Origin of the sequence: Adlercreutzia rubneri (assembly GCF_009755265.1) — a bacterium.
Taxonomy (GTDB): domain Bacteria; phylum Actinomycetota; class Coriobacteriia; order Coriobacteriales; family Eggerthellaceae; genus Adlercreutzia; species Adlercreutzia rubneri.
Genome location: NZ_WPOO01000002.1, coordinates 40,816 through 65,188, shown reverse-complemented (window position 1 = coordinate 65,188; position 24,373 = coordinate 40,816). Strand labels below are relative to the sequence as shown.

Sequence of the window (24,373 nt, the reverse complement as noted above, 5' to 3'; positions counted from 1 at the left end):
AAGGGTTCTCCGTCTGTCGTTCAGCGAGATATACGAGAGGTCCAAGACGACCCCTTGCGGTACCTGGGAGCCTTCTAGATTTCCTGGCCGATAAAGCGCTCGGCGTTGTGCCAGGTGATGGCTTCGAACTCTTCCTGGGTGAAAGGCATGGCGGCCAGCATGTTGTACTCGGTCACGGGGCTCCACATGGGGAAGTCGCTGCCGAACATCACGCGCTCGACGCCGTAGGCGCGCACCAGCTCCACGGTGCGGCGCGGGCCCAGAAACTCTAGGGCGCTGGACGTGTCCACGTAGCAGTTCTCGTCTTCCAAATACTCGAGGGCGTAATCGAACACCGACCAGCCGCCGAAGTGGGCCGCGTCCACCACCAGGTTCGGGAACGTGTGCAGGATGCGCTTCAGACGGCGCGGATGCGAGAAGTCGTAACGATAGTCGCCGGTGTGGATGACGATGGGCAGCCGGCCCTCGATGACCTCGTACAGGCGCATGAGCCGAGGGTCGTCCATGTTCACCTTCTGGGTGTCGGGATGGATCTTCACGCCCTTCAGTCCCAGATCAATGGCGCGGTTGATCTCACCTTCCACGTCTTCGAAATCTTGGTGCATAGTAGCGAAGCCAACGAAGTTGTCGTGGGCGCGGCACTGCTCGGCGATGAAGTCGTTGATGATCGGCACCTGCCCGGGCGTCGTGGCCACGGAATGCACCAGGTGATGGGTGATGGGCGAGCCTTCGCACGCCGCGAGCATCGAGGACGCCGAAGCATTCTTTGCGTTCATGTCGACGCCGTAGAAATCGCCCACGGCCGAGGAAGCCTTGCAGGCGATCTTGTCGGGATAAATGTGGGAATGGGCATCAATGACGGGCATAGCGGTTCCTTTTGACAAGCACGCTTTTTGCCTATTGTACGCAGTTCCTCCGTGAGATAAACGGACAATGGAGGCTCACTGGGGAATCCGAAGGTTTAACGGTTAGCCATCCTCGACGATGAGGTGCGTCTTGGATCATCCCTCGCAAGATCCGCCGAACCGTTGCGGCGAAAGCCTCCACACGAAAAAACCTCTTGAGACCGCAGCGCAGCTGCGCTATACTTCTAAGACGCTTCACGTTCGTGAGGCAGACGCTATGCGGAGAGATGTCCGAGCTGGCCGAAGGAGCACGATTGGAAATCGTGTATGCCCCAAAAGGGTATCTGGGGTTCGAATCCCCATCTCTCCGCCAGACTTATCCCGCGAGCCTCTTCCAGGCTCGCTTTGATATGGCGCCCCTTTAGGCGGCGCATCGCCCCTGCGGAGGGGTGGCAGAGTGGTTGAATGCGGCGGTCTCGAAAACCGTTTCACCGGTGCTCCCGGTGACGAGGGTTCGAATCCCTCCTCCTCCGCCATTTTCGGTTCCGATATACTCCCGTATCCAGGCCCCTTTCTCTCTGTTTACGCTGGCGCTGGTGTCGTCGCTAACGCAATCCGTAGCACGGAGCCCCTTTTTGCCGCAGCGCTGCCGCCAATACGACATTATTCCGCCTTGTGCTACGGAGTTTGCTTCTGCTAACTTTGACAACTTTCGAGTTTCCCCAGTTCAGCTGTTTGTGACTATTTGTTAACTCTAGATTACACCGTAGCACGACCGCCCTTTCTGTCGCTCACGTTGAATCCAGCTGCCAAAATGGCGCCCCGTGCTACAGGGGGGCCGAACCCAGCTGCCAAAATGGCGCCCCGTGCTACGGTTTGGAGGAAAACGCAAGGGGGAACCTCAACCATAGGATGCGCCGTACACAATTCATTGAAGCTCTTCGAAGGAAAATGCGGCGCAGCGCTAGCAGTCCACGACCTAGCAGTCCACGAGGCTGTAACGATCGCGAGTGCGCACCACTTCCAAGGGGACGCCGAACAGGCCGCTCATGGTCTCACTGGTGAGCAGCGCCTCCTTAGGGCCGTCAGCCACGATACGACCGTCGCGCACGAGCAGCAGCCGCTGAATTTCCGGGGCAATGTCCTCGGGATAATGGGTAACCAGCAGCACCGGGCGGCCGGCGCGGGCGAGAGCGCTCATCGTTTGCCGAACATAGTACATTCCTTCGGGGTCGAGTCCCGTGCAGGGTTCGTCGAAGATGAGGACGTCCGGGTCGTGCACGAGCGCCCGGGCGATGAGCACGCGCCGCGCCTGGCCCGTGGATAGCGTGAGAATATCCCGCTCGGCCAAGTCGCCGATGCCCAGCTCGCTCATGATTGCCCGGGCGCGAGCGCGCTGGCCGTCGGTTACCGTGCAGCGCTGGGGTATCCCCAGCGAGCCGAACAAGCCGCCGGCCACGATATCCTGGGCCGGCACATGCACGCGAATCTGATCCTGCATCGTGGACGACACCACGCCCAGCGCTCGCTTGATGTCGGCCAAGGTGACGCGCGCATCGCCCCGAAAAAGCACGGGCGCCTCATCGCGGTGCAGCGGGTGTATCTCGCGGGTAATGAGGCCGATGAAGGTCGACTTCCCCGAGCCGTTGGGTCCCAGCAGTGCCGCCGATTCTCCCTCGGCAAGGGAGAACTCATCCACCGCGAGAATCTCGCGGCCCGCGCGGCGCACATGGGCGTCGCGGATACGCAGCAGCGGCGACAGGTCCGTCATGGCTTTCTCCTCCAACAAGAAAGCGCCCGCACGGATGCGCGGGCGCTTCGTTCTTCTCTCATTCGCAAGGACGTCCTCGCAGCGGCGGGAGCGTCGCCTTACTCGGCAGCTCCCTCAGCCGGCTGGGCACCATCGGCGGCACCCTCGGTCGGCTGCTCGGCGGCGGCGTCATCGCCAGCAGGTGCGGCGCCCTCAGCATCGGCAGCAGCCTCATCGGCAGCGGCCGCGGCGGCATCTTCGGCACCTTCAGCGCCCTCGTCGACGCCCTCGGCTACGGGAGCCTCAGCGCCCTCGCCTTCGCCCTCGGCGGTTTCCTCATCCAGCACGATGGGGTTGCCATCGGCATCGACGGCCGTCACACCCGTGCCATCCGTGGAGGTCTCCGTCTTGGAGTAGTTCGCCATATCGACCCAGTAGGGCAGCCCCTCGGGCATGTCGTTGATCTGAACGTCGGCGGCGTTGCGCTGCTCCTCCAGCCACGAGTAGTACGCGTTGGACTGGTTGGAAGACTGCAGCATGGCGCGGATGGAGTCCTGGAACTCGGTCGGCAGCTGATCGAGGCTCGTCAGCTCCTCGGGGGCCTCGAACACATCGGTGCACTGAATGATGTGAATGCCATAGGTGCTGGTCACCAGCCCGCTCACGTCGCCCTTGTTCAGGTCGGCGAGCGCCGTGGTGTACTCGGTCACCAGGTTCGAAAGACGATCCCAACCCACATTGCCGCCCTCGGCAGCGGAAGCGGTGTCCTTGGAATAGGACTCGGCCGCCGTCGCGAAATCAAGCTCGCCCGCATTAATCTTGTCGAGCACTTCCTGGGCCTGAGCCTCATCGGAGGCCTCGAACAAGATGTGGGAAGACTTCTTCGCGCCGTCGTAAGAGCTCACGTAAGTCTTGGCGCTCTCAAGCACTTCCTCGTCGGTCGGCTCAGCAGCGCCCTCGCCCACCTTCTGCTGCAGCTGCTGAGACACCAGCGACAGCGAGATATTGTCACGGTACTCGTCCTCGGTCATGCCCACGGCCTCCAGCGCCTCTGCCCAAGCGGTATCGGAGTCATAGTGGCCACGCATGGTTTCCACGTACTGATCGACCTGGGCGGAATCCGCCGTGATTCCCTCGGAATCGGCGCCCTGCTTCACGAGCTCCTGATCGACATAAGAGTTCACTATCTCCTCGCGCACCGACTCGGGCGTGTAGTCGTTCTCGGCAAGCCACTTGCCCCATGCGTCCTCATCGGTAAGGCTCATCTGGGCGCGAATGTCCTGGATAGCCTGGGTAACCTTGTCCTCGGGAATCTCCACCCCGTTGACCGTGGCCGCGACACCGCCCGTATAGGTGGGCGTATCGCTGGTCTGCTCGGAGCACCCGACGATACCCAGGGCGCACACAGCCGCCAAACCAACGGAAGCAAGCGATTTCGCAAAAGACAGCTTCTTCATAAGCACCTTCCTCATAGGCAACGGGGACGGCCGAGGTTCAATTCACGATGGCGTTTTGAGACAGTCCCCGATAAGTTCAAAAGGCATTTTCCCACGCATGACGGCACGGTAACAACCGCCGCACAATTTGCCCACTTTTGATTCACGGTACGTCAATGAGAACGAGGAAGAAATCCCACTTCAAAGCTTATGAATTGGGTCATATTCGGATATTTTGATTCACGCAATTTCCCATACAGAAAGGGGGCGACCAAGGTCGCCCCCTACGGGTAGGTATGTGGCTCGGCCATAAGGTACGGGTTAGTTCTTCTTCGCCTTCTTGCGGTCGGTGGCGGAAAGCAGGCGCTTGCGCAGGCGCACGGACTGCGGAGTGACCTCCACCAGCTCGTCGTCCTCGATGTATTCCAGAGCCTCTTCCAAGGTGAAGGTGATGGGCGGCGTCAGCTGGATGGCCTTGTCGGCCGAGCTGGAACGCTGGTTGCCCAGGTTCTTCGTCTTCTCGACGTTCACCACCATGTCGCCTTCCTTGGCGGACTCGCCCACGATCATGCCCTCGTAGCAGTCGTCGCCCGGCGCCACGAACAGGCGCCCGCGCTCCTGCAGCGTGTCCAGCGCGTAGGCCACGGCCTTGCCGGTGGACATAGCGATCATGCCGCCGTTCTTGCGCCCGGCCATCTCGCCAGTGTAGGGGCCGTACTCCTTGAAGTGGTGGAACAGCATGGCCTCGCCGTGGGTGGCGTTCAGGATGCGCGTCTTCAGGCCCATGGTGCCGCGCGAGGGAATGGAGAAGGAGAGGTGCGTCATGGTCTCGTCGGAGGCCATGTGCTCCATGATGCCGCCGGCGGTGCCCATGACCTCGATGGCCTTGCCCGCGTACTCGTTGGGCACGTCCACCGTGGCCTCCTCGATGGGCTCGAGCTTCGTGCCGTCCTCAGCGGTCTTGTACACCACGCGGGGGCGTCCCACCTGGAACTCGAAGCCCTCGCGGCGCATGGTCTCCATGAGCACGGACAGGTGCAGCACGCCGCGGCCGGCCACCTCGATGCCGGATTTGTCCTCCAGCTCGTTGATGCGCATGGAGATGTTGCTCTCTTTCTCGCGCATGAGGCGTTCCTTCAGCTGGCGGCCACCGACGATTTCGCCCTCGCGACCCACCAAGGGGCTCGTGGACGCCTCGAAGACGACGGCCATGGTGGGCTCCTCCACGGCGATGGGGGCCATCTCGGTGACGGGGCTTTCCGGGTCGGTGATGATGTCGCCGATGTCGGCATCCTCGATGCCGATGACGGCCACGATATCGCCGGCATCAGCCGCGGTGACCTCGGCCTTGCCCAGGTTCTCGAAGGTATACACCTTGCGAATCTGCGCGCGGCGCTCGGCCCCGTCGGGCTTCACGACGAGCACCTGCTCCTTCTCGTGCAACGTGCCGGAGGACAGACGGCCCACGCCGATACGGCCCTCGTAGCTGGAGTGGTCCACGGTGCAGATCTGCAGAGCAACCGGGCCGTCGATGTCCACGTCGGGGGCGGGAATCTCGTCCAGAATGGTGTCGAGCAGCGGCACCATGTCCATGTTGCCGTCGTCGGGATCGAGGCGCGCGTAGCCGTTCACAGCCGAGGCGTACACCACGGGGAAGTCGAGCTGCTCGTCGCTGGCGCCCAGTTCCACCATGAGGTCGAAGACCTTGTCCACGGCACCCTCCGGATCGGCGTTGGGGCGGTCGATCTTGTTCACGACCACTACAATGCGCAGGCCGCGCTCGAGCGCGTGGGACAGCACGAAGCGGGTCTGGGGCTTAGGGCCCTCGTAGGCGTCCACGATGAGCAGGGCGCCGTCGGCCATGTTGAGCACGCGCTCAACCTCGCCGCCGAAATCGGCATGGCCCGGCGTGTCGATGACGTTGATCTTCACGTCCTTGTAGGTGATGGAGATGTTCTTGGAAAGGATGGTGATGCCGCGCTCGCGCTCCTGATCGTTGGAGTCGAGGACGCGCTCTTCCACCTGCTGGTTCTCGCGGAAAACGTGGGAGGCCCACAGAAGACGGTCTACGAGAGTGGTCTTGCCGTGGTCGACGTGGGCGATGATAGCGACGTTGCGGATGTTCTCTTGCTTCATGAATCTTCTTTCGGTTCGTTTTTGGGCGCAGAAATTATAGCGCTTTGCGGGGGCAATAGCGGGAAATGGCCGCAGACGGCACCGGGACGACAAACGGGCGCGGCAGAAGGGGTACGATGCGCACGGCCGGACGAGACGGCGGGAGCAACTACTCCTCGAGGAGAGCCTCGTACTCCTTGCGTTCCTCGGTGAGCTTCGCCAGATGCTCGTTCAGCGTGTTGAGGTTGCGCTGGGCGCCGAGAAACTGAATGATGCCCCACACCGTGGCGGTGCCGGCGACGGCGGCGATCATGCCGAGGATGCCGAAAGGCCGCCGGATGGTGAGCAGCGTGGCCACCGCGCCAATGGCCGCCATGGCCAGGCCGTTGCGGCGCTCGTCGGAGACGGTGTCGCGCTGGGCCACCAGCTGGGCGCGGGCGGCGGCGATGCCAGCAAGGCGCGCCTTAATCTCGGCCTCGGTGAGGTATTCCACTTCCACACCGTCTTCGACTTCGGTCCAGGCACGCGCGGCGCCGGATGAGGAGGATGCGCCGGACGAGCTGCCGGAGCGCGCACCGCGGCCGCCACGGCCGCCGCCTGCGCCCGAAGACAGCAGGTCGTAAGCCTCTTGCAGGCGCTTGAACTGCTCCGTGGCGCGGTTCTGCAGCTTCTCATTGCCCGCGAACTTGTCCGGGTGCAGAATCTGCACCGTCTCGCGATAGGCGATTTTGATGTCGTCGGCCGTGGCGTCGTCTTCCAGGCCGAGTATATGCAGGGCTTCAGTTCTGTTCATGGGCAAAGCCTAACATGATTTTACGGCCCATGCCAGCAGAACCGTTGTGATCACCAAAGGTACGAGATCGGCCGGATTGCCCGTGAGGTAGGTAGAGGGCAGCACGCCGCCTGTCAGCAAAAGGGGGCCCCAGAACAGCAGATCGAAAAGGCCGTGAACGATTACGGGGGCCATCAGGGAAAGCGCCCGCTGCGGGAAAGGACGCGAGCCGTAGGGACTACGAACGACGAGCAGCGCCATGACAGCCCCGAACAACGTCGACTGCGTCACCTTGAGAACGCCCTGGATCGCAGCAACACCAATGTCGGCTCCTGGCGCCATCAGCGATCCTTCAGGGAACAGGTGGGCCAATCCGAATATGAGGGAACTCGCCATTACCGCGAAACCGACGGGATCAACGACCGCGCGTAAGCCGGCGAACCGATGACGATGAGCGCGCGGCGCTCTTCTTGGGTATGCTTCATTCCGGCGACGCGCCCAAGACAGGCATGCCCACAACAACACGCCGCGGAAAAGCACCTCTTCCACCACCGCCGCCTCCCAAGCCTCGGCAAGCAATGCGCCACAGCGCGCCAGCTGCACTGCTTGCGAACCCCCGTCGGCCCACCACTGACCGAGGCCGCCCACGACGCCGGCGAGCAGCACCAAGACGAGCACAGGCCCAAAGCCACACGGTATGATTTTGGTATTTCCCATGGCGCATCATTATAATAGGTGCGCCTCTTTGACTGCGCCGGCACCTTTCAGCCGGCCTCGCGAAAGGATCCCCATGAAGCCTATGCCCCCCGTTACCGCCTTTGTGTTGAAGGTGGCAGCTATCGTGGGCATGACGTGCAACCATGTTGCCAACGTGTTCGGCAGCGAGCTGCCAGGGGGCGCCATGGTCGCTTTGTATTCTTTGGGCGGCCTCACCTTCCCCATTATGGCGTATCTGCTGTGCGAGGGGTATCGACACACCTCCAGCGTGCGACGCTATGCAGAGCGACTCGCCGTGTTCGCGGTTGTCTCGCAAATTCCCTATTCGCTGCTGTTCGGAGCGACGGGTAACGTGCTCATCACCCTGCTTATCGGGCTCGGGATGCTGTGGCTTGTCGACCACCAGCGGCAGAACCTTGTCCTATGCGCGCTGGGCCTCCTTGGAGAGCTGGCCGTCAGTTCCTTTTGCGACTGGGGCATTATCGGCCCGCTTATGATTCTGCTTTTCTGGCATTTTCACGATCGGCCGCGCGGGGTAGCGCTCGCGATGCTCGTACCTTTTTTGAGCCTAGGGCTGCCGGCTCTTTCATGGGCAGTCAGCGATCCTGCGCTGCTAAGCCTAGGCGTACTCGGCTATTACACCGTTGGGTTCGGGTTGGCAACAGCGCTCATGCTGAACTACAACGGCCAGCGAGGCCGACCGTTGAAATGGTTCTTCTATGGGTACTACCCTGGGCATCTTCTAGCACTGTGGGCGCTGGCGCAAGCGCTTGCTCTCTAGCTGAAACGCCAAACCCTGAGGGCGCGGCGGTCCTTTAGAAGCGCTCCCTTTAAAGCAAGGCTAAAGCGCTTGATGCCCGGCATTCGGAACGGCGACGGCATCAGCCTCGACAGCACTATTGCCCAGCACCTGGCCCTCGAAAGACGCCAGCCGCTGCGCCATCACGAGACGTCGGCGCACGGCGATAACGCCCCACAGCGCCGTTCCAATAGCCCCCAGACCCGCGACCCAAGGAGCCGGATCAACCGGAGCGTCGAAGGCCCCCATGGGAACCTCCTCTTCGGCAATGGCTTCGGCGCCGCCGACTCGAGCAACCATCGGTGTTGCATCATCGTCGATGGAAACCGTCTCGGCTGCAGGCTGCTCGGCAGAAGTCGTTTCGGCAAGCTCGACCTTCGCGGGAGCGGCCTGGGGCGCGGGCTCGGACACAGCCGTGCGCTCGCCCGCATTGAACCCACCGCCGTTGGCACCGGTGGCGGTGTCGTTATTCTGGGCATTGCTCTGCGACTGCTGAGGTGTGGGCGGCGCGGGAACCTTGATGCTTGGCACCTTCGGGGTTTCGTTGTCGGAAGGCGCCGGCGGCTTCACGCCACCGTTGTTGTCGACTGACCCGTTACCATTATCGTCGGGGACGACGGGCTTGCCGGCAGGATCGTTATCGCCAGGGTTTTCGGGCTTGACCGGCTCTTCGGCTGTCTTTTTGTAGACCAAGGTCATGCCGGAAACGGAGGATCGCGCGAGAGATTCAGCTGCTACCGTAACGGACTCGCCGCCATTCTTCTCTGTAGTTAGCTCTTTCGAATATTCGTAGCCTTCGATGTCGATGATTTGGTCGTCCGCAGCTATCTCCGACCCAACGGCAGCCAAAATGGTGCGCGTGTCGGTCTTGTTGCCCTGATCATCTACGTCGCCCACAGCAAGTGCGTTGCCCTCGGCGTCAATGTAGCGGACATCGAAATTCACCAGCTGATCGCACAGTTCTCCGTCGAGGTGCCACGTATGCCCTGCCACCGCATAATCAGTCGCTCCGGAGCACACCTTAAGGGCGGTCCACTTCGCAGCACTCAGGCTCAGTGCTTGGGCACCAGGGTAATAGTTGATCGACCGCAAAGCCGTGCCTATCTGATTTTGCATAGCTTTAAGCTCAGTTTGGTCAACCTCGTAATTCAAGGGCTTTTCACTCGGTTTTGCAATGCCTTTCAATGCAATGACGCCTACCGTGAACCAGCCCTCCCGGTTGACCTCCAACCCGGCCGCCTTCGCCGTATCCAGAGCCGGCCCATTTAAATGCAGGTACACAAAGACGTTCGATCCCGCCTCGGGCTCCTCGGGTGCAGGCAAAACAAGGTGCTCGGTAGCCGCATCGACGCCGTCGGCCTCTTCTGCCAGGGCGGTGCCGGGAAGCACCGTCAGATTCAAAAATGTCAGAGCGAGCAATGCGGCCAAGCCGGCAGCCAAAACCCGCATCGCCAAACCCATTCCTTTATTGGTAAACCGCGTGATGTCTCCCACGATCATCACCCGCTTCCTTCCCATTTCAGCATCTCGTTAAAGATGATTCAAGTTTACCAAATATTGACAGAATTATCAGCTCATCAACCGCATTATTCGGCCTGGGAGATGCCAAACTCACGTATCAGCTCATCCCGGTAACTCTCTTCCACAGCTGCCCGTCGAGCGTCGTCGAGCCGTTCGGCGCCCAAAAGCAACGCCATCAGCGAAGCAACCTCGCTAGCCGCTTCCGCGCGGCCCTCGGCCAGGCCTTGCTCTCGGCCCTCGGCCAGGCCTTGCTCCCGACCCTCGGCCAGGCCTTGCTCCCGACCCTCGGCCAGGCCCTGTTCAAGGCCCTCGGCCAGGCCCTGTTCAAGGCCCTCGGCCAGGCCCTGTTCAAGCCCCATCTGGAGGCCGATTATTTGACCGCGCTCTTGTCCCTTTTTCTCAGCAATGCGCCTTTGAATTTCCATGTCTTCCTCAAACGTCAGCAACGCCATCTTCTCCTTCCGCCAATTCTCGTTTTTGTTGGCCTTTTTCACCGCAACGGCAAGCTGGCCCATAAGCGGATCTTCCCCGGCTTCCCCCGTCCAAACATAGTGTAGCAGGTTCCGCAAGCGCCCCTCGGGGAGCTTGCCCCAAGCAGGGGCGGATAGGGCTTTCCAAAGAAAGCCATGACCGATGCGCGCACTGGGTTTCTCCAAGCAGTTCACATCGAGCGTATACACAGGAAGTCCTTCATCGAACGGATCGTGCATGCAGATGAAAATAATGATACAAGGAGGTAGCTCTTCGTAACCTTCTCCCTTCCGCAGAGTCAGCGTATCCAACGCTCCCTGGTAGTACCGCATTCTCCGTCCGAGGTCTTCTCGCTTGGTTGTCTGCATCTCAATATCGTAGATCTCGTTTTTCGTCTTCACGAAGGCATCGAGACGCACGCCGTGATTGGTGAGTGTTGGGCGAACGTCGTCTTCGGTGACGATATACTCGATATCTGCTATTGGCTCGAGGAGGTTCCCATGGACACTGCAGCCGACATCGTCGCGCAGCTCGCTACGCGCCAACCGCGATGGCATCCTCGGCGCGGCCTTCCTCTAGCCCGCCGGCAGCGAGGCGACACGGGCGAGCAGCCCCGCCACCGTCTCCGGATCTTCGATTCTGCTTACCGCAAAGGCGCGCTTTCCCGCATCCTTGATAGAGGCGCCGACGTGGTAGGCCTCGGTGCCGCCGAGAGCCTCCAAGTCGACATACACGTCGACAAGCAGAATCCTTTCCCGCGCGCGGAGGTCGTTAGCTATGTCTCAGTCGAAGGCCCCTAGCACGAATCGCACTATGCGAGCTTGCGTCTCACCTGCTTAAGAAAGTTCTGCCTGAAGTTTCTACGCGTTCCGAAGAAGCGCCGGTAGGAGGCGCTCACGTCTCCGCGCTCGTAGCGTCTCTCGGCGAGGCCGACCGTGCACAGGTAGTCCGCCGCCTGGGCCAGCCTCTTTTCCTGGTGGGAAAGCGGTTTGTAGACCGCGGCACTGCGCGCAAGGGCGTAATCGAACGCCCCGTGCAGAGACGCTGTCACCGCCTCCTGGCCTCCATCGTAGTATATCGCCACCCGATCGTATAGCTGAAAGTCGTCGAGACGGTCGAACACGAAGTCGATTATATCCTTGCGCAAGCGCGCCTCAAGCCGATCGCGATCTTCCGTGTACGCCCTCTCGTAGGAAAAGACCCTGTAAGTAATGGGCAACGTGCGGACGAACATGGAAAACGCGATCAAATGGCGCTTTCTCTTCTCAGGAGAGATTCCCTCGTAGTCTCCATGGCCGTGAATGAGATCGACGCCATGGAACGGAATATCGGCCAACCCCTCCAGACTCAAGCGATCCAGATAAGGCCCGATATACTGCGCAAGCTCTTTGCTCTGGTCGTGAAACACCAACGCCGTCAAATAGTAGCCGGCGGCCATGTCTTGCGCCCCCGCCTCATCGGTGAAGCAGCTTAGTAGTCGCAAAACAGCACGCCCCCTTAAATGCAAACGGCGAGGGAGCACCCTCGCCAGTCTGGAGCCATCGGGCCTTCCGACCCTCCGGCAGAATCTTTTATACCACAAACAGGCGGCCCTGGAAACGCATCTTTCTCATTTGTTTCCCTTGCGACCGCCGCTAGCTTCGGCTTCGGACTGAAAACTATCCTACTCGATCGCGACCGCGGAAATGACGCGGGAGTGTCCCGATCCGTTCCCCGCGCCGACCGCACCCGCGTCGCAAACCACCAGGAAGATGCCCCCAAAACCGCAGCGACACAGAAGGAGGACATATCAGCGCTGCCCCCTCTGGTCATCGGCTGCTCCTCGGATCCGCAGGCCCTCGCGGACCCGAGGGCCGCCCCTACGCCGCCAGGAACGCGGCCAGCAGTCCATCGTCCCGAGCGACTTCGCGCTCATCCCGAAAGTTCTCAACGAGTTCGACGCATGCGAGCACACGGGTACGGACAAGCTGGGCAACAAGAAATCCCTCGTCGACATCGTCACGCAGCTCGCTGCGCGCCCACACGAAGAAGAATGGTTCGAGTTCAAGACGAATTGGTGCGAGCCCCGGATTTTGGGGGAGTATGTATCCGCCCTCTCCAACGCCGTTCTCTCTCGCCCAAACCCACACAGAAGCTAGAAGGCTCAGCGGCGGAACTCCTTCAGATAGGTCTTCTTGAAACTTCCGGCGCCTCCGAAGAACGCAGCCTCGGACTTCGTGAGCCCGCGCTCGGTGCGCCGTCTCTCAACTAGCTCGATCGTACAACAAAGATCCGCGACCTGGAACAGGACGTAATCGGCCGGTGCGACAACCCTGTGCTCGACGTGGCTGAGCGAGGCCGCGAAGGCGACCCTGAGCGTGCGACTTATCTCCTTTTGCCCCCTATCGTAGTACACGATGACCCTGTCATAGGACTGAAAGAAAGAAATATTCTCTCTTAAAAACTCACCCAGCTCGCGAGCGATGCGCTCCTCCAGGGCATCGCCGTCCCCGAACCAGCGCTTATCGACGAGAATAACTTTGTGCCTCATGGAACAGCGGCGGCTGAACGCGAAGAGCGCATCGAACATGCGGCGCCTCTGCCTACCATCGAGCTCGGAATACGGCGCCTCCCGGCGAATCAGCGGCGCGGTGTGAACCGGCCCATACCTGTCGAACCCCGACTCGCGCATCACCTTTTCCAGCCTCCCCAGCTGGGCGTCGATGGGCTCGTCTTGGTCGTGAACGACAAGGCTCACAATATAGAAGGGGCAGTGAGCGGCGAGCGCCCCGAAATCTCCGGACTCGTCGACGAAAACGCTCAACTCGCTCATTTTACCCCCTCCCCTCAGCATGGCACCGAGAAATAAAAAGGCGGGGACTGTTCCCCGCCGATGGGTGGACCCGCTCTCGCGCGCCCCGCGCTAATCTTATATCACGGCCTGCAACCTCGCGTCAAGCCACGAGGAGCTGGCGCGCCGCGATCGACTGGGCTCGGCCGTCAGGACCGGTCTCGACTTCGAACCAAGGCCATCCTACTTGATCCCGACCGCGGAAACGACGCGGGAATGTCCCGATCCGTTCCCCGCGCCGACCGCGACGGAGTCGCAGGGGCGCCCCCATTGCGCTGCGGAGGCATGCGCCCCGCCGCTGGCGGGGATACGGAAGGTGCGGAAAGCAGGGCCGCGCTGATGGGAGCGCAGCAGTCGCGTGCAGCGCGCCCGCAACCAATCGCCCTGCATCGTCCTCGACTCGAGGCGCATGAGAAAAGTCCCGGACGCCGCAATCGAAAGGGAGCTGAGAAGGTGCGCGAAGACCATCAAGGGGATAAGGCGCCTCCTGTTCGTCGGCCGACACGGAAGCGTCACAACCATTCTCTGAATCTGTGGTATGATTGCGCCAGCAAACGCCCGAACGGTACGCAGTTTACCTTCCTCGGGCGTTTTTGCTGCTTCCCCTGGTTTAGTTTTTCATCCCAGCATCTTTCCGCTGAAATTACCTCCTATTTCATAGAAAAGGAGGTCGGCGCTCGCCAGAGCGCCGGCCCCCTCTCGGTTGGCTATGTCGCGGCCCCTAAGGGCCAGCGGGCCTCCCCTACGCCGCCAGCAGGGCGGCCAGGTCCTCGCGGGACGAGAACGCACGCGGCTCGGCCTCGGGGTCGTGGGCGGGGACGACCTCGCCCTCCCAGACCTCGCCGTTGCGGTCGAACTTGCGGCTCCGCACCACCCAGCGGAACGCGGGGCGCACGCGCTCGTCCAGCGCAGCCACCTCGTCGGGGAAGGCCATGCCGGCGAGCGTGCGCTCAAGCGCCGCCAGCTCGCTCTCGCCGGCGTCGGGCATCACGAGCCCGGCCTCCGGGTTGTACACGATGCCCTCGCCGATAAAGGCCAGGCGCATCTTCTCGCGCCTCTTGCCCTCGGCCCACACGATGCCGCCCACGACGGCGGCCACGGCGAGCCACCACACCACGGCGACCACCAGGTCCAGCGGGTCGTCCACGTGGTTGAAGCCCAGCGCGAACCAGGCCCACAGCAGAACTCCGCAGGCGACGGCCGCGATCGCTGCGACGATCCAGTTGTTCTTTCTCATCTCAGTCTCTCCTTTCCTTCACGGAGGGGGGCGGCGGGGCCGCCCCCTCGCGGCTGTCTCTTACAGGGCCTGGCGACCGTCGGCGGGCACGGCCTCGGGGGCCTCGTCCTCGATGCCGAGCACCTGCTTCTCGTAGTCGTCCACGTCGTCGGCCAAATGCAGGCGGCGGCGGACGACGATGGCGCCGTAGGCGGCGGTGATGAGGATGCCGAGCAGCATCACCCAGTGAACCCAGCAGTGCGGCTCGTCGAAGGCGCCCATGGGGGTCGCCTCGTCCTCGATCTCCTCGGTTTCGGCCAGCGGCGTGCCCTCAGCGGGCGCGGCGGCCTGCGGCGTGGCATCGTCCTCGATGGGCTCGGCGGCCGGAGCCGGCGTCGCAGCCGCAGGAGTGGCGGCCGGAGCCGGAGCGGCGGGAGCGGGAGCCGCCGGGGCAGCAGGCGCAGCCGGGGCCGGCGTCGCGGGCGTCACAGCAGCCGGGATCACCGGAGCCGTAGCGGCCAGGACGGTGAAGTTGCCGGGAACCACCGTCACCGAGTAGTTCGGGTTGGCCAGGTAGGTGGCACCGATCACGCCCGGGTAGAAGCCGACGCCCTCGGCCGCGTTGCTCCGGCCGAACGAGACGGCACCGAGATCTCCGGCGCGAACCAGGCCGGTCACCGTACCCGTGAAGATCGGGTCGGCGGCACCCGCAGTCTTGGTCGCGCTGTTCGCGACGATGACGGCAGGCCGCGGGTTGATGGTCACCGTCGCGCGGACGGCGCGGGTGGTCTCGTAGTTGGCGGCGTTCGCGCGCACCCACACCGAGTAAGTGCCCGCGTTGGTGAAGCTCGGGTTGGCGGCAGTCCAGTTAACGCCGTCGAGCGAGTACTCGAAGGTGGAGCCGGCCACCGCGGCGGTCGGGGAGACCGAGGTGGCCGCGCCGTCGTAGGTCTTGGTCAGGCCCGTGGCGTCCGACAGGTTGGAGACGGTAACCACGTTGGCCCCGGAGGCGACAATCTCGAAGATGTCGGTCACGTAGCTCACGCGGTAGTTACCCTGGATCTCGTCACCAGAAGGCGTGATCACATAGTCATCGACGTCCTCGCCAGGAGCGCGGGTGACATTGCAGGCAATGTCAAAGCCGTCGCTGGGCTTCTGGCTGACCGTGGCCGTGAGGGCCGGATCTGCCGTGCCGTAGGTCTTACCGGCGCCGTTGGCCGTCACGGTGACGGGGAAGTGCATGATCTGGTACTCCGCCCAGTCCTCGCCATCGTAGTTGCCCTTGCCGACGACCGTCACGCGGACGGTGCCGACGTTGGTCGTGTCGGAGGACCAGCGTAATTCGTAATCCTTGCCTTCGACGAGCTTCTTATCGCCGTCCTTCACGACGATCTTCTCGTGCTGCGGCTGCGAAGAGCCGTTGTATGTAACATTCTCGAGGCCTTGGAGGGTCAGCTTGTGTTCAACTGCGTCCGGATCCTCCGGGGTCGGAGTCGGCGTCGGGTCGATCTTCTTTGCGGTCACGGTCAGCACCCCGATGCCGTCAAGCGAGGTATCGTGGATGTAATTGCGCTCATCGGTGCCGCTAGCCCAATTGACATCGCCAGCCGAGTTCGGCACTTCGCCCTTGTCGGTGATCTCTCCAGTTCCCTCGACGTACGCCGTGTCCTTAGCAACCAGGCCTGCAACCTCAGCATTTTTGTTTGTCAGAGGAGTGCCGTCGTATTCCTTGCTGTCGGAGGCTGTATTAATACCGTACGCCTTAGCAGTGATGGTCAGCTTCTGGGTGCCGGTGACGTAGCCCTCGTAGGAGGACTCGACGGAGGCGCGCACGTTGACGGTCACGGAGTCGGCCACGGCGGTCGCGGTGATCGAGGCCGGGTCGGTGGTCCAGTCGGTCCCGTTGACGCTGTACTCGACCTTCACGGCCTTGCCGTTGGCGTCGGCGGCGGTGGCCACGCCGGCGGCGTGGGCGGCGCCGTCGTAGGTCTCAACGACGTCGACGGGGGTGAGGGTGACGTACTGGGCGATCTCGGACTTGGTGATGTCCAGGGAGCCCGGGGTCTTGGTCTTCAGCGTGTAGTTGGCGGTCACGTCGTCGGCGCCGGCCATGACCTTGAAGTCGTCGCCGAACGCGCCGTCGTAGTGGCCCACCTCGGTGCCCGAGAGCTCGTAGCCGATGGTGGCCGTCTGGCCGGCGACCACGTTGTCGAAGGCGTACTCGCCGTCCTTGGTGTAGGGCTTGCCGGTGTAGGGCTGCTCGGAGGGCCAGCCCTCGCCCGTGACGGTCACCTCGCGCTGGCCGATTTTAGCAAGACCGTTCTTAATCTCAGTGATGTTGTACAGACGTGTTACATCTACACCAGACCAATAAATCTTCACATCGGATTTATCAAGCGTGGTCAGTTTTTCACCAGCATTGATCATCTCACTGGAGCCATCAGACAGCTTGATTGCATCAGAGCTTATGACCACCTTATGACCTGGTAGCAAATTCGTAGCGGTCGCATCAGTCCACCCGCCAGCAACCATAATATTGGTGCCATCATAGGTCATAGTCTTTGAGGGTGCCGTTACAACGACATCAATCTGCCACAACGCCTCTATCGTCAGATCGCCAATGGTTCCCTTGGCAAGTGTGATGGTCTGCCCCAGCGACTCCGGAGGCAAAAGATCAGTCGATGGATCTTTGCTAATTATCTGCTCAACCTTGGTATCAACTCCGTCGACCTTCCAGCCAACAAATCTGTGACCTTCCCACGTAGGCTGCTTGCTGATACTGATCTCTAGATCGTTCTTTGTATAGAAGTCGTTTTCCCAAGTTTCGCCATTGCCCAGCACATAAGTAATAGTGTAGGGCTGGTAGTCGAGATCGAAAGTTACCACTTTGCCGAGGCCCATGTCGGAGACGACCTGGGTGGTGCCGTTCTTGAACATGTAGCCGTTGTCGGAGGCCCAAGTGGCGGCCTCCTGGGAGATGCCAACAACCTGCATCCGAGCTGCCGCGGGAACGTCCTTCTGGGTGAGTTCGTTAACGATGGAGCCATCGGGGAGCTTGTACTCGACCGTGTACTTGATGTCGTCGAGCTTCGCGTACTCGAAGACCATCGTGTTCTCGCCGCGGACGAGCGTCGTAGTTTGGGTAGCCGGAGTCGGCAGGTAGTCCTTGTATTCACCGAGCGCATCCTCGGAAAGAGCGCTTGCCGTAACCGTGGATCCAACCATACCGGTGTGCTTCTCAGTAGCGATAACCTCGCCGCCGACCTTATGGATCACGGTGTACTCAACTGTGGAGCTCGCCATCCAGGAGGCATAGAGCGTGGTGTCCTCGGTGATGGGCTTGCGAGGATCGAACGGCGCTTCGGTGATGGGGCTGGTGACCCAGCCGGTGAAGATATAGCCGGGTTTCTCGGGAGTGGGAAGCTGAGAGCCGATAATCTCGCCGTACTCCACGTCCTCGGGCATCTGCGCATCGTCAGTGAAGGTACCGCCCTGACCGTCGAGCGTGATCTTATACGTCGGCATGTTCCAGTCCGCGTACAGCGCCAGACCCATGGGCATCGCAGTGCCAGTGAATGGCGTCGTGTGCTCGGGATCGATGAACCAGCCGGCGAACGTCGCGCCGTCGACCGGGGCCTCCGGCTCAGTGAGATACGAAGTGATGTCAGCACCTAGTTTCACGGAGTTGGTGGAGAGTTTCACGCCCTCGTAGCCGTATAGATCGAGGCTATAGCTCGCGGCGTTATAGTAGAAATCGCCAGTTGTGCCATTGCTGGTAGTGTATTCGCCGAAATTAACGCCCCGTGACCTACCATCGATATAGGCGTCGTGTCTCATATATCCAGTATGATCCGGGAAATCGGCGCTATTCAGGTAATTGAATTTCACATTAATAGTTTTGTACAGACCATAAGTACGACCGTCGTACATGGTAGTGGTATCCGAAGCATAATTCTCGAGCCAATAGCTAAGCGTCTGACTTTTTTTCGAGCTGTACTCAAACTCGTAGACTGTAGCATTCCTACCGGGCATGACATCGATTGCGGCGACTTTCGTGCTCTGATCGTTTTCAAGAGACCACGCGATGTCGTTTCCAGTTGGCTCGTTGAAAGCTTTGTTGAAGGCATCAGTAATGTGAGCCCCATATTTAGCTGTCAAGGTCAGCTTTTTCCCACCGTGTTTTTCTTCGGACGTAAGAGTATAAGTGTTGCGCTTGTACTTGACCGTGACGACGGTGGAGCCGTCGGCCTTGACGGTCGCGGAGGTCGATTCGGCGAAGGTGAAGTGCGCGGTATCGAGACCGGAGGGCTTGGCGGAGTTCGCGTTCGCGGTCACAGTAGTACCGACCTCGGCGAGCTGATTGCCAATGCTGCCGAAGTATGAGCAGTTGCCGTCGTCAGCATTCTCGGTCAGGTAGACAATGGTGTAGAGCGCCTGACCGGCCGTCCACTTCGCGTAGAGGGTGCGGTCGCCGGTGAGCACGTAGGTGTTCTGCGCCGGGGTGGTCAGGGCCTCGTCCTCGTACCAGCCCTCGAACGTGTAGCCCTGCTTCTGCGGGGTCGGCGTCCAAGACTCGAGGGTCACCTCGTAGCACTCGCCGTCGGTGTGCTGGTGCGCCTCGAGTCCGCAGGTGTAGCCGTAGCAGCTGTCGCCATGGGTGTGGGCAGTTTTCCCACAGCTCGGATTCCGGCTCCAGCTGCTTCCGTAACAGCCGCCCTTGTACTCCATATGACCACCCAAGAGCGGAATACCTTTCCATTGCGACTCCGTATAGCTATGGGTATGCTCCTCAATCTTGCACGTCAGCCCCCAGCAGTCGCCGTCGTGTGAATGGACGGTCTTGCCGCAGGTGAGAACCTTGCTGTAGGGGATATAGGTGATGGCGTCAACCGTCTGCCCGTGGACTCCAAGCACCGGAGGGACGTAGGAGCCGCCGTTGGACTCGTAGCTCAGCTTGTAGCTGTTGGGCGCGTAGTAGATGTTCACCACGGCGTCGTTCTCGACCGTCACGATCGTCTGCGCGACGCCCTCGCACGTGTAGCCCTCATAGGTATTGGCCACGGCCTCCGTCGAAGTGCCGACGATGCCCTCCCGCTGCACGGATTCCGCAAGCGTCTCCTCGCCCTCGTTGGCGCCTCGCTTGTAGTGGTTGACCGTGTAGGTCGCCTTCTCGCCCCGCAGGGTCACCACGATGGTCACCGGCTCGTCGTCTTGGAAGCTGAAGGAGACAAGCCCCGTTTCGTCGATGGTGGCCATCTCTGCGTCGCAGCTTGCGGTGAAACCGTTCAGATCGAGCTTGTAGGTGCCGGCGTAAGCACCGTCCTTCTTCTCGACCGCTATCGGAATGACGTCGCGCACCGCGCCCGTCTCGTATACGACGCGGAGGGTGACGGTCTTCTGCTCGACCGTGGGAGCCTTGATCTCGGCCTTCTTGCCAACCAGAACGTAGACGTTGCCAGACTCGGTCGGAGCAGTATCGGAGAAAGCAGCTGTGCCGTTATCCCGAATCTCGGCAACCTCGACAGCACGGGCTCCATTCGCGACCTTCATGACGGTAATCTCATCGCCGTCGACTCCGGCGTTGCGGAACGACACCTTCACCTTCTTGGCGGGAGACACCTCGTCACCCGCAGCGTTGAAGAGAGTGATGCTGTAGGCAGATTGCTCCTCGACCTTCTTGCCCTCATCAGCCACGACCTCCTCGACTGTCTTCTCGACAGCGCGCGATGACACCGTCTCCACCTTCATGGAGCTGTTGGCCGGGAGCGCTCCCTCGGGAGCCTCCATGACGACAGTCACTCCATCGCCCGCCTCGGCGGTCAGGCGCTGGGCCGGATAGCTCTCCTCGGGCTCCTCCGCCACGGCAGGGGCCTCGGGCTCGGCGGCGGGCTCGGCCTCGTTCACCTCCTCCGCGGGCTCCTCAGATTCCGGGCCGTTGGCCTCGTCCTCGGGCTGCGCCTGGGCCTCGGGCTCTCCGACAGGCTCGGCGAACTCGGTCGCCTCCCCGTTGTCACCCTCGGCGTTGGCGTAGTCCGTGAACATGGTCACGTTCAGGAACGAGAACACCAGCAGCACCGACAGCAAGATTCAAAGCTCTGACCAGGGGTTTCTCGGAACTTTCTTACGAAGTGTCCAAAACAAGTTGGTAGGCAAATGACAGGGTAAAGAACGACGAAAATGCTTTCTAAACGCTCTAAACCCTATTCGAGCGGTACATTTTCAGGGGTGAGCGGCGAAAGAGAAAAGCCTCACACTACTCCGCTGGAGTTCTCTCTTGTGGGCGCGGATAGGGACGGAAGCGTTATGCTGAACGAGTCCTCCTCATCGGAGCGCTTTCTCAGGCCGAGAGCCTCGGGCAGGCACGCCGTCACGTACCAGGGGAGGTAGACAACACGATCGCGCTGCTCCACATTGAGGCGCGAAAGCACGTAGCCCTTTTCAATCCCGTATTCCGGAGTGGCGAGCAGCTTGTTCAAAGCTTCATGGGCGCGGGGCGTGCGGCCCGACTTGATCTCAAGTGGAACTACGTCTCCCCGGGCATTTTCAACCAGGAAATCAACCTCTCCCCTCTTGCGGTTCATGTAGTAGAACAGATCACACCCGCAAGCAGTAAGCGCCTGGGCGAACACGTTCTCGAACATGAATCCGAGATTGAGCGTGCGATCATCGCTGTACAAACCGCGCGCCACCGAAATGTCGTAGCGACTCGCCAGCATCCCCGTGTCCGACTCATACAGCTTGAAGTTCCCCGCGTCTTCCGTGGCCTTGAGAGGCCTCTTCGGATCGCGTACCACGTTGCATTTCAGGCCGACATGGGCCGAAACTAGCCAGTTGAAATCGAAGCTGAACTTGCTGTAGCGCGCATCCCTTCCTAGGGAGTTCAGTTGGAACCGCTGCGAGCGCGCGTCCAGCTGAAGAGGAAGCTGTTCGAAGATCGCCCTCACGGTTGGAGCCGCAGTGCCGGCGTATTTCGTGATGTCGTGAACATACGAAACCACCAGCTCAGCCTGAACCTCTCGCACCGGTCCCATATTGCCGGCGTTGTCGAGAAAGGCTTGCACTGCTGCAGGCATTCCCCCTACTACCATGTAGCTGCGGAAGTAGCCGAGTAGGGCTTCGTGCAGGTAGCCAGGCACCGCCTGAAGGGACGTGCAGCAGTCCCGGACGACGGAAAGAGCCTCGTTCTGGACACCCGTCGCCCAGCAGAACTCTTCGAAGTCCATAGGGAACATGGTGACCTCGGTCACAAAGCCCACAGGATAGGAGCGCACGTGCTTCAGCTCGGTTCCCAGCATCGAACCCGAGAACGCATAAGAGAATCGGCCGTCCTGAACAAGACCCTTCACCATGGTCATGAGGTCGGGAAGCTCCTGGATCTCGTCGATGAAGATCAGCGTCTCGCCAGGAACGAGGGGCTGGTCAGCCATGAGAGAGAGGCGTGTTATGAGATCCGCTACATTGGAGGCCTCAGCCAGCGAGCGCTTCGCCGCCTTATCGAGGTAGAGATTGACTGTCAGAAGGCGCTGATACTTCTCGCGACCCAAGCGCTCTACCAGATAGCTTTTACCGATCTGGCGCGCACCTGTCACGAGAAGTGCTGTCTGACCACGTCGGGTCGCCCAACGCTGTAGAGACTCGTAGACCTTCCTGCGAAACAAGGAGGACTCCTTTCGCTGCTATCGTTTTGTCTATTCTAGCTGGGCTTTTTCAATAATGCAATTCTTTATTTGGTCGATTTCTACGATAATGTAACTCTTCATTTTGCAGAAATTGACGATTTTGCCGCTTTTCATGGCTTCGGGCTTACCAGTTCTTTGTACTAGTCAAGCTTCGTAGACACTTTTTCCATCTTCCCCGTGGCAATGGTGGACACCAGAGCTGGAATCCGCATCGCGTTCGTAGACACTGGAGCTGTTTTTCTTTAGAGGGACGTAGACACCGGCATCGAAGCAGAGGAGCTCGCTTGTGCCGATCGCGTTGCTTTCGGCATCGGCCTCGGCCCTTGCGAGCTTCTCGCGCACGAACTTCGGCGTCGGGTCGATCACGCGACCCGCGAACGTGTCGCGCCTCTCCACCTCCCCCGCCATGAAGGCGTCGTAGAAGTCGTTCGGCGTCATGTACCCGAGAGACCAGCAAGGTCGCTTCGCGTTGTACCACTCGATGTAGTCGTCGACCACCTGCTCCACCTCCCAATCCCGCTTGTCGTAGAGCCCGAAGTCCGTGAAGAGCTCCTCCTTGATCCAGCCGTTCAAAGACTCGTTCACGGGGTTGTCCGTGGGCTTGCCCGCGCGCGAGCACGAGCGGACGATGCTGCTCTCGCGGATGATCTCGTTGTAGGCCTTGGATGTGTAGACGCTCCCCTGGTCGGTGTGCAGCACGCAGATGTCGCCCGATCCCGCCTCCAGCCTCCCCACGGCCTCCGCCCTGGATCTCTCGATCTCCTCCCTCGCCTGCTCGAGGCCGTCGTGGTAGATGCCCGGCCAGCCGCGTCTTTTCGTGAGGCCGCGCCCTATGATCTGCTTCGTGAACACGTCGAAGTAAAGAGCGAGCTCCCAGTACCTGCTCCGCGTCCAGAACGCCGTCGGTAACGTACAATCTCTTGCGCACTTTCACAGCAGCATAGCCTAGATACCAAAAGACACGGCTCCGGCCTTCGGTATGATTCGAGTTGTCTAGATTCGATCATATTAGGAGGCAGAGCCATGTCCGATCCCATCGTATCATTCGACGAGGCCGCCATGCGCGGCGAGCTCAGGGGGCTCGTCAGAAGAACAGTCGAGGACACCCTGAACGCCCTTCTCGAGGAGGAGGCCGACGATCTGATAGGCGCCGACCGCTACGAGCGGACGGCAGGGCGCGAGGCCTACCGCGCCGGACACTACGAGCGCGGGCTCACGACCACCTCGGGCCAGGTGACCCTCAGGATGCCCAAGCTCAAGGGCATGAGGTTCGCGACGGCGATCATCGAGCGCTACAAGCGCCGTGAGACCTCCGTCGAGGAGGCCATGATCGAGATGTACCTGGCCGGGGTCTCCACCAGGAGGATCGAGGACGTCTCCGAGATCCTGTGGGGCGCGAGCGTGTCGGCATCGACGGTGTCGAACCTCAGCGACAAGGCGTTCGAGGCCGTCGAGGAGTGGAGGAGCAGGCCGCTGACCCGCAAGTACCCCTACGTCTTCGTCGACGGCATCTACCTCAAGAGAAGCTGGGGCGGCTCCTTCGAGAACGTGGCCGTGATGGTGGCCATCGGCGTCAACGACGACGGCTACCGAGAGGTGATCGGGGCCGCCGAGGGCTTCACCGAGTCGGCCGAGTGCTGGCGCGAGTTCCTCTCCTGGCTCAAGGGCCGGGGCCTCTCTGGCGTGCGCATGTTCACCGGCGACAAGGCCGCCGCCATGACGGGCGCGATAGCCGAGGTGTTCCCGGACGCCGCCTACCAGCGCTGCACGGTGCACTTCTACCGCAACGTGCTCTCGAAGGTCCCCAAGTCCAAGCGCGCCGAGGTGGCCGCGATGCTCAAGGCCGTCCATGCCCAGGAGTCTCTGGAGGCGAGCACGGAGAAGGCCGGCCGTGTCGCCGCCAAGCTGGAGGACATGAGGCTGGCGGCGGCCGCCAAGTGCGTCCGCGACGGCGTCGCGGAGACGCTGACCTACACGCGCTTCCCCGCGCGGCACTGGAGACGCATCCGCACCAACAATGCCATCGAGCGGCTGAACCGCGAGATCCGCCGCCGAACGCGGGTCGTCGGCACCTTCCCGGACGGCAAGAGCGCGCTCATGCTGGCGACCGCGCGCCTGAAGTACGTGGCCGACAGCGAGTGGGGGTCGAGGAGGTATCTGGACGTGTCGCTGCTGGACGAGTGATCATGCCGACGGCTGGCGGTCGCCTGCTGGAATTTGCG

The 24,373-nt window shown here is 61.3% G+C and carries 17 protein-coding genes and 2 tRNA genes; 4 read left to right on the top strand and 15 right to left on the bottom strand.

Features of this window, described 5'->3' with window-relative positions; all coding sequences use genetic code 11:
* Positions 1 to 74: 74 nt before the first annotated feature.
* Positions 75 to 866, bottom strand: a complete 792-nt coding sequence (locus tag GO707_RS01820; protein ID WP_157011825.1) for an amidohydrolase family protein — start codon at positions 864 to 866, stop codon at positions 75 to 77.
* 260 nt (positions 867 to 1,126) lie between these two features.
* Between GO707_RS01820 and GO707_RS01815 the strand changes: the two genes are divergently transcribed.
* Together GO707_RS01815 and GO707_RS01810 are read left to right on the top strand one after the other, a co-directional pair.
* Positions 1,127 to 1,218 (top strand) — tRNA-Ser (locus tag GO707_RS01815).
* A 70-nt stretch (positions 1,219 to 1,288) separates the two neighbouring features.
* A tRNA-Ser gene (locus tag GO707_RS01810) sits at positions 1,289 to 1,381 on the top strand.
* A gap of 443 nt (positions 1,382 to 1,824) precedes the next feature.
* Here the strand turns inward: GO707_RS01810 and GO707_RS01805 are convergent.
* The 5 genes from GO707_RS01805 to GO707_RS01785 form a co-directional block, all read right to left on the bottom strand.
* Positions 1,825 to 2,616: an ABC transporter ATP-binding protein gene (locus GO707_RS01805; RefSeq protein ID WP_114538876.1), complete on the bottom strand. Its 792-nt coding sequence runs from the start codon at positions 2,614 to 2,616 to the stop codon at positions 1,825 to 1,827.
* Positions 2,617 to 2,714: 98 nt separating this feature from the next.
* Positions 2,715 to 4,052, bottom strand: a complete 1,338-nt coding sequence (locus GO707_RS01800; protein ID WP_157011823.1) for a peptidylprolyl isomerase — start codon at positions 4,050 to 4,052, stop codon at positions 2,715 to 2,717.
* 300 nt (positions 4,053 to 4,352) lie between these two features.
* Complete coding sequence (gene typA, locus GO707_RS01795) at positions 4,353 to 6,167, bottom strand: translational GTPase TypA (protein ID WP_114549720.1); 1,815 nt, start codon at positions 6,165 to 6,167, stop codon at positions 4,353 to 4,355.
* 148 nt (positions 6,168 to 6,315) lie between these two features.
* On the bottom strand, positions 6,316 to 6,939 hold the full coding sequence (locus tag GO707_RS01790) for a J domain-containing protein (RefSeq protein ID WP_114538873.1): 624 nt from the start codon (positions 6,937 to 6,939) through the stop codon (positions 6,316 to 6,318).
* 9 nt (positions 6,940 to 6,948) lie between these two features.
* Positions 6,949 to 7,635 (bottom strand): CPBP family glutamic-type intramembrane protease, encoded by a 687-nt coding sequence (locus GO707_RS01785; protein WP_114538872.1) that lies wholly within the window; start codon positions 7,633 to 7,635, stop codon positions 6,949 to 6,951.
* A 73-nt stretch (positions 7,636 to 7,708) separates the two neighbouring features.
* On the opposite strand from GO707_RS01785, the gene GO707_RS01780 reads away from it, so the two are divergent.
* Positions 7,709 to 8,416 (top strand): TraX family protein, encoded by a 708-nt coding sequence (locus GO707_RS01780; RefSeq protein ID WP_227069380.1) that lies wholly within the window; start codon positions 7,709 to 7,711, stop codon positions 8,414 to 8,416.
* A gap of 60 nt (positions 8,417 to 8,476) precedes the next feature.
* On the opposite strand, the gene GO707_RS01775 is transcribed toward GO707_RS01780, so the two are convergent.
* The 9 genes from GO707_RS01775 to GO707_RS01735 all read right to left on the bottom strand — a co-directional run bounded on the left by GO707_RS01775 (position 8,477) and on the right by GO707_RS01735 (position 22,886).
* A complete protein-coding gene (locus tag GO707_RS01775) occupies positions 8,477 to 9,934 on the bottom strand; it encodes a hypothetical protein (protein ID WP_114538871.1) in 1,458 nt (485 codons plus the stop codon).
* An 86-nt stretch (positions 9,935 to 10,020) separates the two neighbouring features.
* The gene (locus GO707_RS01770; RefSeq protein ID WP_181869638.1) at positions 10,021 to 10,971 is read right to left on the bottom strand and encodes an Rpn family recombination-promoting nuclease/putative transposase; all 951 of its coding nucleotides are present in this window, start codon (positions 10,969 to 10,971) and stop codon (positions 10,021 to 10,023) included.
* 30 nt (positions 10,972 to 11,001) lie between these two features.
* Complete coding sequence (locus GO707_RS01765; RefSeq protein WP_157011821.1) at positions 11,002 to 11,160, bottom strand: hypothetical protein; 159 nt, start codon at positions 11,158 to 11,160, stop codon at positions 11,002 to 11,004.
* A 77-nt stretch (positions 11,161 to 11,237) separates the two neighbouring features.
* Positions 11,238 to 11,864 (bottom strand): hypothetical protein, encoded by a 627-nt coding sequence (locus tag GO707_RS01760; protein WP_147272670.1) that lies wholly within the window; start codon positions 11,862 to 11,864, stop codon positions 11,238 to 11,240.
* Between the two features lie 705 nt (positions 11,865 to 12,569).
* Complete coding sequence (locus GO707_RS01755; protein ID WP_114538868.1) at positions 12,570 to 13,238, bottom strand: DUF3800 domain-containing protein; 669 nt, start codon at positions 13,236 to 13,238, stop codon at positions 12,570 to 12,572.
* Positions 13,239 to 13,998: 760 nt separating this feature from the next.
* Positions 13,999 to 14,493: a hypothetical protein gene (locus tag GO707_RS01750; protein WP_114538866.1), complete on the bottom strand. Its 495-nt coding sequence runs from the start codon at positions 14,491 to 14,493 to the stop codon at positions 13,999 to 14,001.
* 60 nt (positions 14,494 to 14,553) lie between these two features.
* Positions 14,554 to 20,547, bottom strand: a complete 5,994-nt coding sequence (locus tag GO707_RS01745) for an InlB B-repeat-containing protein (RefSeq protein ID WP_227069490.1) — start codon at positions 20,545 to 20,547, stop codon at positions 14,554 to 14,556.
* 173 nt (positions 20,548 to 20,720) lie between these two features.
* Positions 20,721 to 22,130: an ATP-binding protein gene (locus tag GO707_RS01740; RefSeq protein ID WP_114538864.1), complete on the bottom strand. Its 1,410-nt coding sequence runs from the start codon at positions 22,128 to 22,130 to the stop codon at positions 20,721 to 20,723.
* A 165-nt stretch (positions 22,131 to 22,295) separates the two neighbouring features.
* Positions 22,296 to 22,886 (bottom strand): integrase core domain-containing protein, encoded by a 591-nt coding sequence (locus GO707_RS01735; protein WP_157011819.1) that lies wholly within the window; start codon positions 22,884 to 22,886, stop codon positions 22,296 to 22,298.
* Positions 22,887 to 23,174: 288 nt separating this feature from the next.
* Here GO707_RS01735 and GO707_RS01730 point away from each other — a divergent pair, with 288 nt between their 5' ends.
* Positions 23,175 to 24,335 (top strand): IS256 family transposase, encoded by a 1,161-nt coding sequence (locus tag GO707_RS01730; protein ID WP_157011817.1) that lies wholly within the window; start codon positions 23,175 to 23,177, stop codon positions 24,333 to 24,335.
* The last annotated feature ends 38 nt before the right edge of the window (positions 24,336 to 24,373 follow it).

Coding starts and splice junctions, on each gene's coding strand:
- GO707_RS01820 (WP_157011825.1), bottom strand. CDS start 866: ATGCCCGTCATTGATGCCCATTCCCACATTTATCCCGACAAGATCGCC.
- GO707_RS01805 (WP_114538876.1), bottom strand. CDS start 2,616: ATGACGGACCTGTCGCCGCTGCTGCGTATCCGCGACGCCCATGTGCGC.
- GO707_RS01800 (WP_157011823.1), bottom strand. CDS start 4,052: ATGAAGAAGCTGTCTTTTGCGAAATCGCTTGCTTCCGTTGGTTTGGCG.
- typA (WP_114549720.1), bottom strand. CDS start 6,167: ATGAAGCAAGAGAACATCCGCAACGTCGCTATCATCGCCCACGTCGAC.
- GO707_RS01790 (WP_114538873.1), bottom strand. CDS start 6,939: ATGAACAGAACTGAAGCCCTGCATATACTCGGCCTGGAAGACGACGCC.
- GO707_RS01785 (WP_114538872.1), bottom strand. CDS start 7,635: ATGGGAAATACCAAAATCATACCGTGTGGCTTTGGGCCTGTGCTCGTC.
- GO707_RS01780 (WP_227069380.1), top strand. CDS start 7,709: ATGAAGCCTATGCCCCCCGTTACCGCCTTTGTGTTGAAGGTGGCAGCT.
- GO707_RS01775 (WP_114538871.1), bottom strand. CDS start 9,934: ATGATCGTGGGAGACATCACGCGGTTTACCAATAAAGGAATGGGTTTG.
- GO707_RS01760 (WP_147272670.1), bottom strand. CDS start 11,864: ATGGCCGCCGGCTACTATTTGACGGCGTTGGTGTTTCACGACCAGAGC.
- GO707_RS01755 (WP_114538868.1), bottom strand. CDS start 13,238: ATGAGCGAGTTGAGCGTTTTCGTCGACGAGTCCGGAGATTTCGGGGCG.
- GO707_RS01750 (WP_114538866.1), bottom strand. CDS start 14,493: ATGAGAAAGAACAACTGGATCGTCGCAGCGATCGCGGCCGTCGCCTGC.
- GO707_RS01730 (WP_157011817.1), top strand. CDS start 23,175: ATGTCCGATCCCATCGTATCATTCGACGAGGCCGCCATGCGCGGCGAG.